General features: G+C 44.4%; 12 protein-coding genes. 5 read left to right on the forward strand and 7 right to left on the reverse strand.

The window, feature by feature from the left end:
- Nucleotides 1-176: 176 nt before the first annotated feature.
- Complete coding sequence (locus JMY02_RS13195) at nucleotides 177-1,283, forward strand: hypothetical protein (protein WP_201599083.1); 1,107 nt, start codon at nucleotides 177-179, stop codon at nucleotides 1,281-1,283.
- Between the two features lie 188 nt (nucleotides 1,284-1,471).
- On the opposite strand, the gene purL is transcribed toward JMY02_RS13195, so the two are convergent.
- Nucleotides 1,472-5,482, reverse strand: coding sequence for a phosphoribosylformylglycinamidine synthase (gene purL, locus JMY02_RS13200; RefSeq protein ID WP_201599085.1), 4,011 nt, complete (start codon nucleotides 5,480-5,482; stop codon nucleotides 1,472-1,474).
- Between the two features lie 384 nt (nucleotides 5,483-5,866).
- Between purL and JMY02_RS13205 the strand changes: the two genes are divergently transcribed.
- Complete coding sequence (locus tag JMY02_RS13205) at nucleotides 5,867-6,361, forward strand: pyridoxamine 5'-phosphate oxidase family protein (protein WP_201599087.1); 495 nt, start codon at nucleotides 5,867-5,869, stop codon at nucleotides 6,359-6,361.
- Between the two features lie 118 nt (nucleotides 6,362-6,479).
- Nucleotides 6,480-6,974 (forward strand): pyridoxamine 5'-phosphate oxidase family protein, encoded by a 495-nt coding sequence (locus JMY02_RS13210; RefSeq protein ID WP_201599093.1) that lies wholly within the window; start codon nucleotides 6,480-6,482, stop codon nucleotides 6,972-6,974.
- A gap of 142 nt (nucleotides 6,975-7,116) precedes the next feature.
- Here the strand turns inward: JMY02_RS13210 and JMY02_RS13215 are convergent, their stop codons facing one another.
- The 5 genes from JMY02_RS13215 to acs form a co-directional block, all read right to left on the reverse strand.
- Complete coding sequence (locus tag JMY02_RS13215) at nucleotides 7,117-7,857, reverse strand: hypothetical protein (RefSeq protein ID WP_201599094.1); 741 nt, start codon at nucleotides 7,855-7,857, stop codon at nucleotides 7,117-7,119.
- Between the two features lie 251 nt (nucleotides 7,858-8,108).
- Complete coding sequence (gene pgsA, locus JMY02_RS13220) at nucleotides 8,109-8,795, reverse strand: CDP-diacylglycerol--glycerol-3-phosphate 3-phosphatidyltransferase (RefSeq protein ID WP_201599096.1); 687 nt, start codon at nucleotides 8,793-8,795, stop codon at nucleotides 8,109-8,111.
- Nucleotides 8,796-9,354: 559 nt separating this feature from the next.
- The gene (locus JMY02_RS13225; protein ID WP_201599098.1) at nucleotides 9,355-9,786 is read right to left on the reverse strand and encodes an MgtC/SapB family protein; all 432 of its coding nucleotides are present in this window, start codon (nucleotides 9,784-9,786) and stop codon (nucleotides 9,355-9,357) included.
- A gap of 95 nt (nucleotides 9,787-9,881) precedes the next feature.
- Nucleotides 9,882-11,066 (reverse strand): NAD(P)/FAD-dependent oxidoreductase, encoded by a 1,185-nt coding sequence (locus tag JMY02_RS13230; protein WP_201599100.1) that lies wholly within the window; start codon nucleotides 11,064-11,066, stop codon nucleotides 9,882-9,884.
- Between the two features lie 222 nt (nucleotides 11,067-11,288).
- On the reverse strand, nucleotides 11,289-13,241 hold the full coding sequence (gene acs / locus JMY02_RS13235) for an acetate--CoA ligase (protein ID WP_201599101.1): 1,953 nt from the start codon (nucleotides 13,239-13,241) through the stop codon (nucleotides 11,289-11,291).
- A 417-nt stretch (nucleotides 13,242-13,658) separates the two neighbouring features.
- Here acs and JMY02_RS13240 point away from each other — a divergent pair, with 417 nt between their 5' ends.
- Together JMY02_RS13240 and JMY02_RS13245 are read left to right on the forward strand one after the other, a co-directional pair.
- Nucleotides 13,659-14,942 (forward strand): BaiN/RdsA family NAD(P)/FAD-dependent oxidoreductase, encoded by a 1,284-nt coding sequence (locus tag JMY02_RS13240; RefSeq protein WP_201599102.1) that lies wholly within the window; start codon nucleotides 13,659-13,661, stop codon nucleotides 14,940-14,942.
- A 269-nt stretch (nucleotides 14,943-15,211) separates the two neighbouring features.
- Nucleotides 15,212-16,216: a pirin family protein gene (locus JMY02_RS13245; RefSeq protein ID WP_201599103.1), complete on the forward strand. Its 1,005-nt coding sequence runs from the start codon at nucleotides 15,212-15,214 to the stop codon at nucleotides 16,214-16,216.
- Between the two features lie 236 nt (nucleotides 16,217-16,452).
- On the opposite strand, the gene nemA is transcribed toward JMY02_RS13245, so the two are convergent.
- The gene (gene nemA, locus JMY02_RS13250; RefSeq protein ID WP_201599104.1) at nucleotides 16,453-17,556 is read right to left on the reverse strand and encodes an alkene reductase; all 1,104 of its coding nucleotides are present in this window, start codon (nucleotides 17,554-17,556) and stop codon (nucleotides 16,453-16,455) included.
- Between the last annotated feature and the right edge of the window lie 341 nt (nucleotides 17,557-17,897).

The following is a 17,897-nucleotide window of genomic DNA, read 5'->3' on the forward strand; positions in this document are numbered from 1 at the left end:
ACTATGGGTCACCATCTAATCAGCTTAAAACCCTGAGAAAATGGTGTGATATTTAATCCTTATCTACTACAGCCCCTAAAAATATAGTAAGTACCTTAGAAACAGTAGATGGTAAGGAAAACAAGGTCGTATCTGAGAAAGACCTAAGAAAAGCCTTGAGAAAGATAAGGAGGCATGTGGGTTCATCGCCAGTTGAAACGCTCGAAAAAAGCTTATTTGTTAGCCTTTTTTCATCCTTTGACAAATTCATCGGTGATTTAGTTGATGTTTTATTTAGAAAACAACCAAACTTATATTTAAATATAAATAAAGAAATTAAAATTTCTGAGGTTCTGGAATACAATTCTATTGACGAACTACGTCAGTCATTTTTGGATAAAGAAATTGAAACAATAAGGAGGAAAAGTTATCAAGAACAATTTAAGAGTCTCGAAAATCAATTCAATATTACTACTCTTAAAAAATTCAAACAGTGGCCATCATTCATTGAAAAATCTCAGAGAAGAAACTTATTTACACACTGTGATGGTGTAGTTAGCAAACAATATATAGATATTTGTAAATCCGCCGGCTTTAATTTTGAAATAGAAAAAAATGTAGGCGAACAACTTGAAGTAGGGACAGAGTATTTATTTCATTCTTGTATGATTGTTGCTCAAGTAGGAATTATGCTTGGACAAACTCTTTGGCGGAAAGTAATTAATAATGAAATAGAGAAGGCTGACAGACATCTTAATGAGAAAATTTTTGACTTTTTGCATGAAGAAGAGTGGTTAAACGCCATTACGATTGGTGATTTTGCAAAGAATCTAAGTAATAATTCGACAGAATCAATGGAAAGACTGTTTTTAATTAACCACGCTATTGCTCTAAATGCAACCGATAAGAAAGATGAAGCTAAGAGTCTACTTAATACGAAAGATTGGTCTGCAACACTTCTTGATTTCAAATTAGCTTATGCAGTTATAAATTATGAATATAATGAAGCACAAGAAATTATGAAAAAAATAGGAAAAGAGGGTGAATTAGTAGTTGAAATTGCATATCACGACTGGCCATTGTTCCGTGAATTTAGAGAGTCAGAGCAATTTTTTAGTGGTTATGAATCAGTATATGGTTATCCGTATTTATCAAAAGTAAAAGAATTGGCTGAACGAACTAAAAATGAAGTCGAATTACTTCACGACAGCAGTATAGAAGAACACTATAAAATTCAATCAGACTTCTCTTCTATGATTTGGGTTTTAAATCATAATAGAAAATCAATATTTAATATAAATTAAACTGGAATATATTTAGAACTAAATTAACATAAAAATAATTCTACGGTTAGTTCTGACTGATTCAATATTCTATTTAGTCAATTTTTAACATTATTCATTTTTTATTTAAACTTTAAATAAAGAAAAGGTGAGCCTAAGCCCACCTTTTTTTATATCTGAAAAATTAGTCTAAACAAACTCAGTCCATCTTAACGTAACCAAGCACGAGCATTACGGAACATACGCATCCACGCGCCGTCCTCATCCCACTCTTCTGGTTTCCAGCTGTGGTTATACGCACTCAAGTTACGCTCAGGGTGCGGCATCATGATCGTGACGCGACCATCGGTGCTACACAGACCCGTGACACCGCCGAGTGAACCGTTTGGATTGAGCGGATAGGTCTCAGTTGGATGACCATGGCTATCGACATAACGCATCGCAAGCTGACCATGTTTTGCCATACCGTCGATTTCGTTGTTGTCCAAAGTCGCATAGCCTTCACCATGAGCAGTGGCGATTGGCAAGATGCTGTCTTGCATGCCTTTAAATAGGATCGACTTGGTACGCTCGATTTTTACGTTGACCGTACGCGCTTCAAAGCGAGCCGATTTATTAGCGATAAAGCGTGGGAAGTTTTCCGCACCTGGGATCAGATCTTTTAGCTGTGCCATCATCTGACAGCCGTTACAGACACCTAAGCTAAAGGTATCAGGACGGGCAAAGAAGCGCACAAACTGCATGCGTAGCTCGTCATGGAACAAGATAGAGTTCGCCCAGCCTGAACCTGCGCCCAGTACGTCACCATAACTAAAGCCACCACAAGCGACCAGACCGTCGAAGTCACGTAGATTGATGCGACCACTCAGTAGATCGCTCATGTGTACATCGACCGCTTCAAAGCCAGCTTGGGTAAAGCCTGCTGCCATTTCTGTCTGACCGTTGACACCTTGCTCGCGCAGGATGGCGACTCTTGGTTTATTCTCACGACTGGCTAAATATGGCTCTTCGACTTTTTGATTGAGATCAAAGTTTGGTGCAGCGATCAGACCTTTATGGCTAGCATCAGCAATCAAGTCATACTCTTGCTGTACGCAGGCTGGGTTATCACGGCGACGTGCGATTTGATAGCTAACCTGCGTCCATGCTTGCTGTAGCTCAGTACGGCTAAGGCGTAGAGTGTCATCACCCATAAGCGTTGGCGTTTGAATGATTAAGCTGTCTTCTTCACTGCTTTGACCGACGAGGCTGAGCATATCGCTGACGTTAAATTCTTCTGCCAATTGCATGAGCGCCGCAACGTTTTCTGGTAAGACTTGGATAACCGCACCCAGCTCTTCACTGAACAGCTGACCAAGTAAGTTGTCATCATTCAATGACAGCTTGATACCTTGACGGCTGGTAAACTGCATCTCTGCGATGGTCGCCAGTAGACCGCCATCACCGATATCGTGATACGCGCTGATGACGCCTTGCGCGTTACCTGCTTGCACAAAGTTAAAGAAGTCGATCAAGTCACTTGGCTGCGCCAAATCTGGACAATCATTACCTAATTGGCTAAGCGTTTGTGCAAGGATTGAGCCACCTAGACGCAATTTACCTTTGGACAAGTCAATACGGTAGAACGCGCTGTCGCCATTGATTAGCTCAGGCGTTAGCGTTTTGGACACATCAACGACAGGGGCAAACGCCGTCACGACCAAGCTCATTGGTGAGACGACTGATTTGTCTTGATTGTCACCATTCTCGTTATCAGTCCAATTGGCACGCATGGATAGCGAGTCTTTACCAACTGGGATAGCGATACCGAGTGCTGGACATAGCTCTTCGCCGATTGCATGTACGGCATCAAACAATGCCGCATCTTCTGCATCATCACCGCACGCAGCCATCCAGTTCGCTGACATGGTGATATCAGACAACTGAGCGATACGCGCGCCCGCGATGTTGGTAATCGCTTCACCGACTGCCAAGCGTGCAGAGGCTTTTGGATTAATCAGCGCAACCGGCGTACGCTCGCCGACACTCATGGCTTCACCGCTCATCGGCTGACCATCTAGCGCCACCAATCCTGACGCCGTCACCGCGCAATCTGATACAGGCACTTGATAGCGACCCACATACTGATCACGCACGACCATACCAGTGATAGAACGGTCACCAATACTGATCAAAAATGATTTGCTCGCCACGGTTGGGTGACGCAATACATCGGTGATTGATTCGGCTAAGTTCACATCGCCAAGCTCTAGTGCTGGCAATGTGCGCTCAGAACGCTCAAAGCTACGCTGCATTTTTGGTGTACCACCGAGCAATACTTGCATCGGCATGTCGACTGGTTGCTCAGCCAATAACTCATCATCAACGATCAACTGACGGATATCCGTCGCCTCGCCCAAGATGGCATACGGGCAGCGCTCACGGGCACAGATCGCATCGAACTGATCTTTGCTCTCTGGACGAATCGCTAGCACATAACGCTCTTGCGCTTCGTTTGACCAGATGGCCATTGGCGACATGCCAGCTTCTAATGATGGAATCTTACGCAAGTTCAGATGTGCTCCCATTTCATGGTCATTGACCAATTCTGGCATCGCATTAGATAGACCACCCGCGCCTACATCATGTAACGAGACGATTGGATTACCATCTTTACTGTTATTGCTGACATCAACATCATTACCAGCAAGCGCCCAGCAGCGATCGAGGACTTCTTGGCAACGACGCTCCATCTCAGCGTTATCGCGCTGAACTGAGGCAAAGTCCAATCCTTCATCCAATACACCACTATCGACCGACGATGCTGCACCGCCGCCTAGACCGATTTGCATCGCAGGGCCGCCAAGGACGATCAGCAAATCACCTTTCGTAATCGCATTTTTTTCAATGAGGTTGCGTTTGATATTGCCGTAACCACCTGCCAGCATAATTGGCTTGTGATAGCCGCGCATCTCGCTGCCGTCTTTTGCCGCAGAAGTATCCAATTGGAAACTACGGAAGTAACCGCATAGGTTCGGACGACCAAACTCGTTAGAGAAGTTGGCAGAACCGAGTGGCGCTTCCGTCATGATTTCAAGGCTGGTTGCCATACGATCTGGCGTACCATAATCCTGAGTACTCAACTGACCTGATTGCTCCCATTTCTCTGCAAGCTCTGGGATATGCAAGTGTGACACGTGGAAACCTGTTAGACCCGCTTTTGGCTTACCGCCACGACCCGTCGCGCCTTCATCACGAATCTCACCACCCGCACCTGTCGCTGCACCAGAGTAAGGGGCAATCGCCGTTGGGTGATTGTGCGTCTCAACTTTCATCAAGATATCGATGTCTTCTTGATGGAATCCATAAGGATGGATTGAATTGGCATCCATCGCGTCCATTGGGATAGGATAAAAACGCATGCCATCAGACCCAGCCATCACTGCCGCGTTGTCTTTATAAGCAGACAAGATGCCTTGTGGATTAGACTGGTAAGTATTCTTAATCATTTGGAACAGTGACTTAGGTTGTACTTCGCCATCGACTGTCCACTGGGCATTGAATATCTTATGACGGCAATGCTCAGAGTTGGCTTGCGCAAACATCATCAGCTCAACGTCTGTTGGATTGCGCTTTAACTCATTGACATACGCATTCATCAGATAATCGATGTCTTCGCTCGATAACGCAAAGCCAAACTCTCTGTTGGCTGACTCTAATGCCGACTGACCTTCGCCGATGACATCAATATGATTGAGTGATGCTGGCGCTTGATCGTCGAACAACTTACTGACATCGTTCAAGTTATAGACCAAGCTTTGCGTCATACGATCAAACAATAACTGCTCAGCGGCAGTCGATAGCTTTTCACTGATTTCACCGTCTGTTTTTCCATCGACGGTTAGCGTATAAACGATGACACGCTCAACGCGATTGATCTCAATTTCACAGTTATTAAAAATATCGGTCGCTTTACTTGCCCATGGCGATATCGTACCAAAACGCGGACTAACAATGACTTGAACTTGGTTGTCGTGCGGGGCATCTAGCGTTACTGCTGGTTCAACCGCCAGTAAATCTAGCGCTTTTTTATGCTCATCACCAGTTAATTCTCGTGATAGCACATACACTTGCTGAGTTGTTATTTGACTGACATTTAGCTCGGTTTTTTGCTGAAACTGACTGATGAGTTGCTGCGTCTGAAAATCGGTAAGAAACGGTTGTCCGGCGATGGTCATCATAAAGGCATAATCCGTAAGATCAAGGCATCTCTGCCATGCTAAGTAAATGGTCTGCGTATTATAACAAGAAGCCCTATAAGAAGCAGGTCTAAACCACGATAAATTGCCTGTAATGACTATAAATTGATTAGAAATTCAATGGCAAATATATTTCCTATACGGGATCTTTCTATAGCAGCAAGCTTTCACTTGGTTGGTCACAGTCTTTACTTAACCTTTATATACCTTACAAACACTAACATCGCATTACGGTCAAACTATATAACTGCATGGGTGTCTATCGTTATTCTACATCCAGTCCAAAAGAAAATAATTAAAAGAGTAACGGCAATACCTCACTATAATTTTAATAATCTAAGCATTTAAATAAACTAAGGATATATTATGAACAAGCAAGAACAATTAGACAAAATCCAAGATGTGATTAAAGATGTAAAATTTGCCATGATGAGCACCGTCAACAGTAAAGGCGATGTCCATGCTTGGCCGATGACGACCAGCGAAACCAGCATTGGTGCCAAAGAAATTTGGTTTATCGGTGATAAAACATCAGACGTCGTCAAAGACATTCAAGACAATCCAAAAATCGGTCTTTCTTATGCCTCTGAAGATGAAAAAAATTACGTCTCTGTCAGTGCCAATGCAGAATTGTCAACAGATCAAGACGAATTGGATGAACTGTGGTCACCTGTTTACAATGCATTTTTTGAGCATGGTAAAGAAGATCCTAACGTCCAACTAATTAAAGTCGTACCACATGGCGTCGAGTGCTGGTTGAGCGGAAGCTCTACAGTCAATATGTTCAAAATGGCAGCGGCAGCGCTACAAGACGGTAAAACAGCTGAAGGCATAGGTGAGCAATTCTCAGTGTCTCTCTAAGATTAGCGCCGTTAGGTTAGCGCCATTAAACCAGCGGCTCTATATGAAAAATAAAGGCGAGATAAATTGCTACGGCAAACCATTATAATAGCCAATTATAACAACAAGGATAGCTGTGATGAATAAACAACAACAGATGGATACCATTCAAGCGATGGTAAAAGACATTAAATACACGATGATGACCACGCGTACTCATGAGGATCATCTGCATTCTTGTCCGATGAATACCACCGAAACCAGTATTGGTGCCAAAGAGATTTGGTTTATCGGTCATAGTCCTTCTGAGACAGTCGATAACATTAAGAACGATCCACAAGTGAATTTGGCTTACGTCAGTCAGGATGACAAGAACTACTTGTCTATCACGGGAAAGGCTGAGCTGGTAGAAGATAAAGAAAAACTGGATGAGCTGTGGTCAGTGATGTACAACGCATATTTTGAGCAGGGCAAAGAAGACCCAAAGGTTCAGCTGATCAAAGTTACGCCTCATGGCGCACAGTATTGGGCGAATGGCAATGCCATTACCAGTGCTGTTAAGATGGCAGCCGCGGCAGTGACCGATACGGCCGTTGAGAAAAGTTTAGGCGAGAATTTCTCGATAGAGCTATAAAGTCTTAATGGTTAAAACGTTAAAAGCAAAGCATAAAAAACGCCAGTCGCATTAAGCGACTGGCGTTTTTTGTTGTCTGTATTTATAGTTTATGGTCATCATTTATGTGATGGTCTATATTCGTGTCTGCTGTTATTTATAACTACTGCGGTGGTTTCGCATAGCCCTTATCTGCTGGATACGTTTTTGCGTGTCGGGGTTTAGGCTGAGAAGGATCGTATAGCTCATAAATCACTGTACCAATAACCCCTGTGTTTTCTATAGAGCCGCTCGTGGTATTTGCTGCATAGGCGTTATCTGGTTTGCTAAAGATAAAGGAGGCAACCGCGCTTTGACTTTTGCGAAAACCTTCAATGACCAAGTCATCATTGGGTTCCAAAACATAACCACTATCATAAAGACTGGCGGCACTGCCGTTGAGAACATTTAAGCCATCGACACTAGCGACGATCTCATAAGTGTTGGCACTATTATTATGATAGACGAGACGATAGGCCTGACCTGCTTGACCTTGCAAATAGTAATTACCAGCATCGCGATAGAGTGGTAATTTGTCATTGTCAGTAATCACTGAGAATTCAACTTTTCCTGCCAATAATGACATGCTATTGACCGCACGCCCTTTATAACTTTTATCGGCATACGATACTTGCATCTCCTCAAGAGGCTCATTATTGACACGGCGCAGATCGACAGTAGTAATCGGCGAGTCAACCTCATCTCCCCACTGTGTACCCAAACGTTCTGACTCGGCAGCATCTTGCATGGCCTCTGCTTGAATACTTGGTACTGACTCTCTCTGTACATTTGGCGCTTGCGAACACCCTGTTAGTAGTACCAATAATAAAACGGCAGCAGCTGACTGTTTCTGATGTAATGCCATATCTATTTCCTTATTCCAATGACATCGGGTCATGTATCGCCCAACTCTCTTATCTTTTGTTGGTTATTTTTAGTATATATGAGCCGCTGGCACAATCAAAGTAAAATAGAATGGCTGTCTCACATCGTTCAAAACAGACAACAAAAAACGCCAATAGCGATGTGCGACTGGCGTTTTTTAGTGTTTGCTATCGTCGTTTCAATTTAAAAATACGAAGATACTTTTATAATTTTACGATCAATATCCTGAGCTTAACCACTCTGCTTTAAATAAGGCCATGCGGCTCTTAGATAAATCATCATCGACCACAAGGTCAAAATGACGGCGGCAATCATCAGTACATAACCGATGGTTTCAAGCGATTGCCAATTCAGTAATAGTACGGTAATCGCCACCATCTGAAACGTCGTCTTGAGCTTGCCCACATAAGATACCGCCACGCTGGTACTCTTACCCAACTCTGCCATCCATTCGCGCAGTGCTGATACCGCGATTTCGCGCGAGATAATCACGATAGCCGCTATCGCCATAATGATATTGGGATGCCATTGTACTAAGATGATGAGTGCGGCTGCCACCATGAGCTTGTCAGCGACCGGATCTAAAAATCGACCAAAGGCTGAGACAATGTTGAGCTTACGAGCGAAGTAACCATCGAGCCAATCGGTAATCGCAGCAATGACAAAGACGCTGGTTAATAATAGGTGACGTAATAAGCTGTCGCTAAAGTCACTCATGCCCACCCGCGCAATCACGTTATCTGAGATGGCTGGCAGGCCAATCCCCATGGCAGGTGGCCAATAGGCAATCGCTACAAATAGCGGAATCATCAAGATACGCGCAATCGTAAGATTGTTGGGCAAATTAAAAATACTTTTTTCACTTTGCACGGGTAATGGTTCCTGCTCTGGCGTATGCAGATGTGTACTCTCGGTCATGACAAACCCAGTTTATGGTGGACATAATAATGTTGATAGCTTAGCATTTTTCACAGATGCCGTCATGCCATCTCTGCATCTTCCTTATGGCTGATATTTTTTTGCGATATTGGAGCGTGTCCTAATGGGTTTTTTATTCAAAGATACAAGGATGCTTACCTGATGATCAGCAAATGAGTGATTGCCTATAATACCAAACCATCATGACGTCTCAGTGAACGTGGACAAACCGCATAGCTTTCATCCTGATAAACAAATATTGTTGATACAGTTGTACACCAAAAGTTGTAAGCAGATGTAAGAGTTCATTGAAATAAATCAGTTTGGTATTATATTTACTGTAAGAAGAATAAAGTTTCATGCACTTACTTGTAGTTTTACTGCATGATAAGTTTTCCTCAGTCCACAGTCTCCTCCTCTGTGGGCTCTTTTTTTGTCTATCATTCCTTGATTTATAATGTTCAACACGCCCTAATCAGATAAACATGATCACTCATAGAGAACGACTAAACATAGCCTGACGTAAATATAGGAAACACTGACCCCGCCACCTCAATGCCTATGAGGAGTTCTTTGTCTTAAAAGGCTCCGAAAACTGCAAAATTAAAAAGCCAACGATAGATAAGATAATAGCAATCTCATAACGACCATAAGCGACCGAAATCCCGATAGCGCCCGTATTCCATAGACTGGCGGCCGTCGCTGTGCCTTTTGAACCTTTTTCGTTTTTAAAAATAGCACCACCGCCGATAAAGCCCATACCCGTAATGATGGCATACATAATCCTCGCCTCGCCAGCGGAATCATAAATATCCTTACCCACCAACATAAAGGCACACGAAGCAATTGTCACCAAGGGGAAGGTTCTGAGCCCTGCGCCATCCTCTTTCATCTCACGGTTAAGAGCGATCGGCAGGGAGAGAATAAAGGCAACACCCAATTGAAAAAAGTGATAACCCATCAACCCTAAATCTATATCGAATCCAAACATAGCCCTGCCCTCCTTCTGTAAAACCAATTCTTTTAAACCCACTCTTCGCCAAATTGAGCCAATGGTTCTCTATCAGCCAAAATCGTATTGATACATCAATGAGAAACAATAGCGTCCACGGCTTCCTGTGCCATCTGATAACAGCTCTCGATATTGCCTTGTCCGCACCAGTCACCACTGACAATCCACTGCTGCTGCTGATCGACCAATATGCCCAATATGTCGTTACTGTCTTTGTTTTGCGTCTCCATGATCGTTGCTGCATAACGCCAGCGATGACAGTCAATTTGACTGGGTGCACTGTCAACCGTCCAATTCAATAGTTGCTGGGCGGCTTGTAATAATTGCGCTTTTACCCCGTCTATATCATCATCAACGTGTGCTTCTGACCAGTCATTACGGGCATGAATGGTGATACTCGGCAGCAACTCATCATGAGCAGGCTTTTGGTGTTCGATAAATACTCTATCTAGTATTGAGTCGCTCACATAAGCCACGTCCCAACTGGCTGTAGCTTGATTATTTAACGTTTTAGGCAATGGCTGTTGATCATCCCAGCCCAGCATCAATGTATAGCAAGCCAGCATTTTAGGTTTAAGGATATCCGTTTGCCGTGCAAAGCCACTGTCAGCCATTAGCTCTAGCGCCTGACCATTCGGTGCGGTACAAATCACCCAATCAAACCAGCCAAGACTGGTGCCAGTCTCATCAAACAACTCAGTTTTTTTATCGATTTGGGTTGATGCGTACTGAGCCAATGGAGCCACACGAGTTTTAAACTGTATGGTGGTATTCGTCAATTCATCGGCCAACGCTCGTCCCCAACTGGTCATCTTTGGGGTGCTGATGTAGCGAGCTTGCAGGGTGTTCCATTTTTCTTTACTTTGAACATCAGGCGATTGAGTGTCGTCACTCGCTGGCGTGACACTGACCACGCGCGCATACCATGGCTGTAATAATCCTGTCTCTAACCACAGCGTCATAAACTGCTGAAACTGCGCGGTCTTGGCCGTAAAAAACTGCGCCCCAAACGCCCATTGCCAATTTTTATTATGATTACCAACTGTCTGACTATCCGTACGATAACGAGTCGCCAAACGCCCCACACTGCGAGACTTTTCAAAAATAGTGATGTGCGGATTGCATGATGGCTGTTGGTTTTGGCCTTGATTGAACGCACGCTCTAGTAATGTCGCAGTAAACAACCCAGTTAGCCCTCCACCAATGATGGCAATGTTCAATGATGCAAGATCAGCAGACTGTGAAGAATGGTTGGTCATAATAACGTTAAGCCTTATATTTGGTAGAGATTGGGTTGGTCACAATATAGTCAAATTCCTTTAAAAAGAATATCGTGCTGCTAGGATAGCTTTTTGCAGATGATTTTTTTAAATAATATTGAACCTTTAAACCCGCCTGATAGCAATACTTTCTACATAAAAAACCATGCTACCTTCGTAACATGGCTTTTTGTAATGATATTGACTGATTAAAGATACCGCTTATGCTTTACGCTCGGCTTTGACCGCCTCGACCAAGGTATTAATCACGGAGCTATCAGCAAGTGTGGATAAATCACCCAACCCAACATATTGCCCTGCGGCAAGATTGCGTAAGATACGGCGCATGATTTTGCCAGAGCGCGTTTTTGGCAGCGCATCGACAATGTAGATCGTGTCTAAATTGGCAATCGGACCAATCTCAGCACGCACATGGCGATTCAGCTCCGCTTTCAATGACGCTGTTTCTTCTTCACCCGATTTTAAGATAATAAACGCACAAATACCTGTCCCGCGAATCTCGTGCGGCATACCGACAATCGCTGCCTCAGCCGTGGCAGGATGAGCGACCACCGAACTCTCAATCTCGGCTGTACCCAAACGGTGACCTGAGACATTGAGTACATCATCGACACGCCCAGTAATCCAGTAATGACCTTCCTCATCACGCTGCGCACCATCACCTGTAAAGTAATAGCCAGGATACTCACTAAAGTACGTGGTCAAAAAACGCGCATGATCATTATAAATCGTCCGCATTTGCCCCGGCCAGCTACTATTAATTGCCAAATTGCCTTCGGCAGCGCCTTCTAGGATGTCACCATCCTTATCCACAATTTCTGGTTTGATGCCATATAGCGGATTCATTGCCGCGCCCGGTTTCAGAGCGATAGCGCCGGGTATTGGTGCCATTAAGATACCACCCGTCTCAGTCTGCCACCACGTATCAACAATAGGACAACGACCTGCCCCAACGATATGATAATACCAATCCCACGCTTCTGGATTGATTGGTTCTCCGACCGATCCAAGTAAGCGCAGGCTTGAGCGCTTCGACTCACGCACAAAGGCATCACCCTCCTTCATCATCGCGCGAATCGCTGTCGGTGCCGTATATAAAATCGTCACATCGTGCTTGTCAATAATATGACCAATACGTGCCCACGTCGGATATTCTGGCACACCTTCAAACATCAGAGTCGTCGTGCCGTTGGCAAGTGGCGCATACGTCGCATAGGTATGACCTGTGATCCAGCCTACGTCCGCTGTACACCAATAAATGTCATCGTCTTTGATATCGAAGACATCTCGAAACGTTGATAAGGCGTAAGTGATATAGCCACCAGTTGTGTGCACCACGCCTTTTGGCTTGCCAGTAGAACCAGAGGTGTATAATAAAAACAGAGGATCTTCGGCATTCATGACTTCAGGCTCGCAATGGGCTGACTCACCATCTACCAAACTATGATACCAAACATCACGGCGACCACTCATTGGCACAGAATTGCCTGTCCGATGAACGACAATGACGTTTGTCACGCTCTCTGTCCCATCCATATCTAAGGCCCGATCGACATTGGCTTTGAGCGGAGTTCGCTTATTACCCCTTATGCCTTCATCAGCAGTAATGACGATTTTTGAGCGGCTGTCTATCAAGCGGTTGCCCAAACTCTCAGCAGAAAAACCGCCAAAAACCACTGAATGCACAGCGCCAATACGGCTACAGGCCAGCATCGCTATCATCGCCTCAGGTATCATCGGCATATATAGCGTCACGCGATCGCCTTTCTCAACTCCAAGCTTGCGCATTGAGTTACCCAAACGGCAGACCGCTTCGTATAACTCTTTAAACGAGATAATCTTATGTAATGAGGGATGGTCGCCTTCCCAAATGATGGCAGGCTTATAAGGATTTTTTTTGAGATGTCTATCAAGACAATTAACAGAGATATTTAATTCACCATCTTCGAACCACTTGATGCGAAAATCGTCTAAATCGTAACTCACGTCACTGATCTTGGTGGGTGTTTTTATCCAATCAATCAATTCAGCGCGCTTCGCCCAAAAATCGTCAGGGGACGCAATCGACTGTCGATAATCTTTGGTGTATTGTTCGACAGTCGTGTTGGCAGCGGCGAGGAATTCGGTAGCAATAGGAAATGATTTCTGTGTCATAGTATTCATCCTTTTTAATTATTATCATCTGTCGCAAAACCGTCGATAATGACTGTCCGCACAGGCAATAAGCGTCATCTTCCATAACGTTTAACACTTTCTATAACATCTAACACTTAGCAATAGTTTGACAAATAAGCAGGACGGTTGCAAGGCATCAACTGCCAAACATAACAATTTCGCTGTATAGCGATATCATTAGGGCGTGTTGAACATTTAGTCCTTGTAACCTGAGATGAAATATGGACAATGGCTATGGTCAAAACAGCTTAATTAATTAATCAGTCAGCCAGACGTGTAGTCGATTCTAAATAAAACAGATATATGATATTGCAACGCGGAACTGGAATGAATTTTTTTTGCTTCTTATTCCCCTTTAGTTGTCCCCTTTTATATTTATAATTTTATGAGATCACAATGAGTAATCACCGCCACGCACAACCCCAAACTCACTATGATGTCATCATCATCGGCGCGGGCGCGTCAGGGTTATATTGTGCGCTTACTGCGGGTCGCCGTGGTCGCCGCGTACTGGTATTAGATCACGCCAATAAAGCTGGTAAAAAAATCCTAATGTCAGGCGGTGGTCGTTGTAATTTCACCAATTACGTCGTCGAGCCTGAGCATTTTATTGGTACTAACCCTCATTTTTGTAAATCTGCGCTAAGCCGCTATCCCAGTTGGGAATTTATTGGCATGGTTGAGGCACACAAAATCCCTTATCACGAGCGCGAACACGGTCAGCTGTTTTGTGATGATTCTGCCCAAGACATCTTGACCATGCTCCTTGATGAATGTACCGCAGCAGGGGTACAAGTACGCTTGAACACACACATTGAAGCCGTGCAAACTTTCCAGCAAGATACCTCTGCCCGCTTTCAATTAACGACCAGTAAAGTGCTCAATAAAAAGGAGATTGCTAGTGACATTCAGTCTTCACAAGCACATTACAGCTGCGAGTCATTGGTGGTGGCCACAGGTGGATTGTCTATCCCAACGATGGGCGCAACTGGCTTGGGTTATGAGCTGGCACAGCAGTTTGGCCACACACTGATTGCCACCGATGCGAGCTTGGTTCCTTTTACCTTTACTGATAAAACAGGCGAGCTGATTCGCGCCTTGGCCGGTATCAGCCTGCCAGTGATTGCCAGTAATGAGCGCATCACTTTTAAATTGCCTGTGTTATTTACCCATCGCGGGCTGTCTGGCCCTGCCATGCTCCAGCTATCAAACTATTGGCACACAGGCGAAACCATCAGTATGAATCTGCTACCAGAGACCGACGTGACGGCGCTATTGCTTGCGCGCAAAAAATCGCACCCAAAGCAACTGATTCGGACGGTACTGGCAGACAGCACGGACAATGCATTACCCAAAAAACTACTGGCAGCACTGCAAACGCATTTATGGGACGATATAAAAGACACTGAACTTGCCAATATAAAAGATGGGCGGCTGATTGAGTTGGGTACTACGCTTAACGGTTGGCGACTCAAACCCTCTGGTACAGAAGGTTATCGCACTGCCGAGGTGACGCGCGGCGGCGTCAAAACTGACGAGGTCTCCTCAAAGACCATGCAGAGTAACTTGCAAGATGGCTTATATTTTATCGGTGAGGTGCTCGATGTCACTGGCTGGCTTGGTGGTTACAACTTTCAATGGGCTTGGGCCAGTGGTTTTGTCTGCGGTGAGGTTGTCTAACCGTGGATAGAATTTTGTGCATTATGCAATTATAGTGAGATCAATATAAACAGGGGCTGCGAAAATTTGTATCAGCAGTACGTGTTGTATCGATATTACTTTTCACCGACTATATATACAAAACATAAGTCTGTTTTATTGTAGAATGATTGAACGGTATTTTGTTTACTAAGGCGGGTTTGATATTCACAAATAGTCGCTGTCAGTGCCACGGTTGAATGATCAGACCCGCCTTAATATTGATGTTACTTAGACTTGCGAGGTAATACATGCGCCCTATTAAACACATTCATGGCGATAAAGCGCCGCACTGGGTGGGTGATGGTTTTTATGTAAAAACGCTCATCAATCATCTAGAAGACAACCCAGACTTTAACTATAACCATACCGATCCATTTTTGTTGTTCGATTATGGCAATCCGACGACCTTTGCGCCCAATCCTGAGTATAAATTACAGCCACATGGGATTGGACAGCATCCACACAAAGGCTTTGAAACCGTCACCATTGCCTATTCCGGTGAAATCAGTCACGCAGACTCAACAGGTGGGCGCGGCGATATTTTGGAAGGGGATGTGCAGTGGATGACCGCTGGACGCGGCATTTTGCATGAAGAGTTTCACTCAGAAGCATTTGGTCAGCGCGGCGGCGTTTTTAGTATGGTGCAATTGTGGGTGAATCTGCCGAGTGCGCACAAACTTACCGAACCAAAATATCAATCCATCAAACGCTCTGAGATGCCTATCGTCGAACTAATAGATCATAGCGACACTCACAATCAGACTGCTATCGGTAAAGTCGCTATCATCGCGGGCGACTGGCAAGGTGTACTCGGCGCTGCCAGTACATTCACACCCATTAATTTATGGGATATCGAACTACAGGTAGCAGGATCGACGACGCTGCCCGTTCCCAGCAATCATAATGTCTTACTGCTGGTACAAGAAGGCAATCTATTGGTCAATAGCACACCCGTTAGTGCAGGTAATTTGATTCAATTCGCCGCGCCCTCCCACAGCAATGTAGGCGATCAGTCTGAGCAAACGTCTGACGTTTCTACTCTTTCTACCGATACGATTTCTACCGACACAATCGAACTACAGTACCAAACGCCTACAGATGGTGCAGAGACGCGAACGCCTATTAAACTACTGCTGTTAAGCGGCGAGCCGATTGGTGAGCCAGTGGCAGGTCATGGGCCTTTTGTGATGAACACCCAAGAAGAGTTGCGCCAAACGTTTCGTGATTATCAAACGGGTCACTTTGGTCAATGACATTTGTTTCTCCAAAAAAAAGCCCCCTGACTGAGACAGTCAGGGGGCTTTTTACGATCCGTTGTTTATCTATCAACCATAATATAGTCAGTGAAAAGTAATATCGATACAACACGTACTGCTGGTGCAAATTTTTCTTACTTGCTGTGCCTTCGCAGCTCGATGCTGCAAAAAATTGATACCAGCAATACTGTAGCGACTTGAAAGCCTGTCAACTATATCTGGCGGATAAATGCTTACGCTTGATCCAAAAATGGATAGTCGGTATAGCCTTCTGTGCCACCACCATAAAAAGACTCTGGATGTTGTTCGTTAAGCGCCGCACCTTTTTGGATACGTTCAGCCAGATCAGGATTGGCAATATAATCACGGCCAAACGCAACCGCATCGATATAACCTGCTTTGACGTTTTTCTCTGCTTTTTCAGCTGTATAACCACCCGCCGCGATAATTAAATTATCAAAAGCATCACGAACGTTTTGACGGAATTCATCATTATAAGGCGTGCCACCTGCCCAATCTGGCTCTGACAGATGCAAATACATCAATCCGCGCTTATTGATCTGCTCAATCATCCAAATATTTTCGTCTTCATTGTAGCCCGCTTCTACATTGTTAAATGTGCCAAGCGGTGAAATACGAATACCGACATGATCGGCATCCCAAGCATCCACACAAGCATCGATAACATCTAGCGTCAAGCGCGCGCGGTTTTCACGGCTACCGCCATACTCATCGTCACGCTGGTTGGTTTGCTCAACCCAAAACTGATGCAATAAATAACCATGAGCGCCATGAATCTCTACCCCATCAAATCCTGCTTCTTTGGCGTTTTTGGTGGCTTGAGCAAAGTCAGCGATCACTTGCTTGATCTCATCAAGGGTGGCTGGGCGTGGCGGCGTGGCGTCAACACGGATGGCTTGATTGTCGCTATCACGCAATGAAGTCCGTATACCAACATCGATATCAGAGGCAGAAATGGGTGCTTTGCCGTCAGGCTGTACGCTTTCGTGCGATACCAGACCGGTGTGCCACAACTGCACCACAATCTTGCCACCTTTGGCATGGACATTGTCAACGATGGTTTTCCATGCGGTGATCTGATCTTGCGTGTGAATACCTGGCGCGCCAGCATATCCCTTTGCTTGAAACGAAACCTGCGTCGCCTCAGTAATCACCAATCCAGAACCCGCACGCTGTGAATAATACTCGCCAGCAAGTGCGGTCGGTACATCGCCTGGTTCAATCGAACGCAGGCGAGTCAATGGTGCCATAATGATACGGTTTTTAAGGGTTTGGGTGCCCATTTTCACGGGTTCAAATAAATTATCGTGTGCCATAAAGAATCCTGTTTTTACCAATTATAAAATTATTTATCATCAAAAAATATATTAAAAATGCTGATAAAAGCATAGGTAAATACGCTTTCATTGGTTTTCTTTATAAGGGATAGATAAGGTTATTCAAGGAAAATTGACAAACAAAAAGACCTATACGGCATGATATCGGTATTGATAATACTCATTATTCAAGTTCTCTTATCAGGATATTAAGCGAATGACTTTAATGAAAACGGTAGATATAGTCAGGTCAATATAAAAGAGGGGGCTGTAGTAGATAAGCACCATGCTAGACTACTAAAATGAAGATAACCCGTTGTAAATTAAGTAAAAAAGAGCAG

This window comes from Psychrobacter vallis (genome assembly GCF_904846715.1).
Taxonomy (GTDB): domain Bacteria; phylum Pseudomonadota; class Gammaproteobacteria; order Pseudomonadales; family Moraxellaceae; genus Psychrobacter; species Psychrobacter vallis.

Excerpts from the sequence above, each read along its gene's own strand:
- purL (WP_201599085.1), bottom strand. The coding sequence starts at position 5,482 with ATGATGACCATCGCCGGACAACCGTTTCTTACCGATTTTCAGACGCAG.
- JMY02_RS13205 (WP_201599087.1), top strand. The coding sequence starts at position 5,867 with ATGAACAAGCAAGAACAATTAGACAAAATCCAAGATGTGATTAAAGAT.
- JMY02_RS13210 (WP_201599093.1), top strand. The coding sequence starts at position 6,480 with ATGAATAAACAACAACAGATGGATACCATTCAAGCGATGGTAAAAGAC.
- JMY02_RS13215 (WP_201599094.1), bottom strand. The coding sequence starts at position 7,857 with ATGGCATTACATCAGAAACAGTCAGCTGCTGCCGTTTTATTATTGGTA.
- pgsA (WP_201599096.1), bottom strand. The coding sequence starts at position 8,795 with ATGACCGAGAGTACACATCTGCATACGCCAGAGCAGGAACCATTACCC.
- JMY02_RS13225 (WP_201599098.1), bottom strand. The coding sequence starts at position 9,786 with ATGTTTGGATTCGATATAGATTTAGGGTTGATGGGTTATCACTTTTTT.
- JMY02_RS13230 (WP_201599100.1), bottom strand. The coding sequence starts at position 11,066 with ATGACCAACCATTCTTCACAGTCTGCTGATCTTGCATCATTGAACATT.
- acs (WP_201599101.1), bottom strand. The coding sequence starts at position 13,241 with ATGACACAGAAATCATTTCCTATTGCTACCGAATTCCTCGCCGCTGCC.
- JMY02_RS13240 (WP_201599102.1), top strand. The coding sequence starts at position 13,659 with ATGAGTAATCACCGCCACGCACAACCCCAAACTCACTATGATGTCATC.
- JMY02_RS13245 (WP_201599103.1), top strand. The coding sequence starts at position 15,212 with ATGCGCCCTATTAAACACATTCATGGCGATAAAGCGCCGCACTGGGTG.
- nemA (WP_201599104.1), bottom strand. The coding sequence starts at position 17,556 with ATGGCACACGATAATTTATTTGAACCCGTGAAAATGGGCACCCAAACC.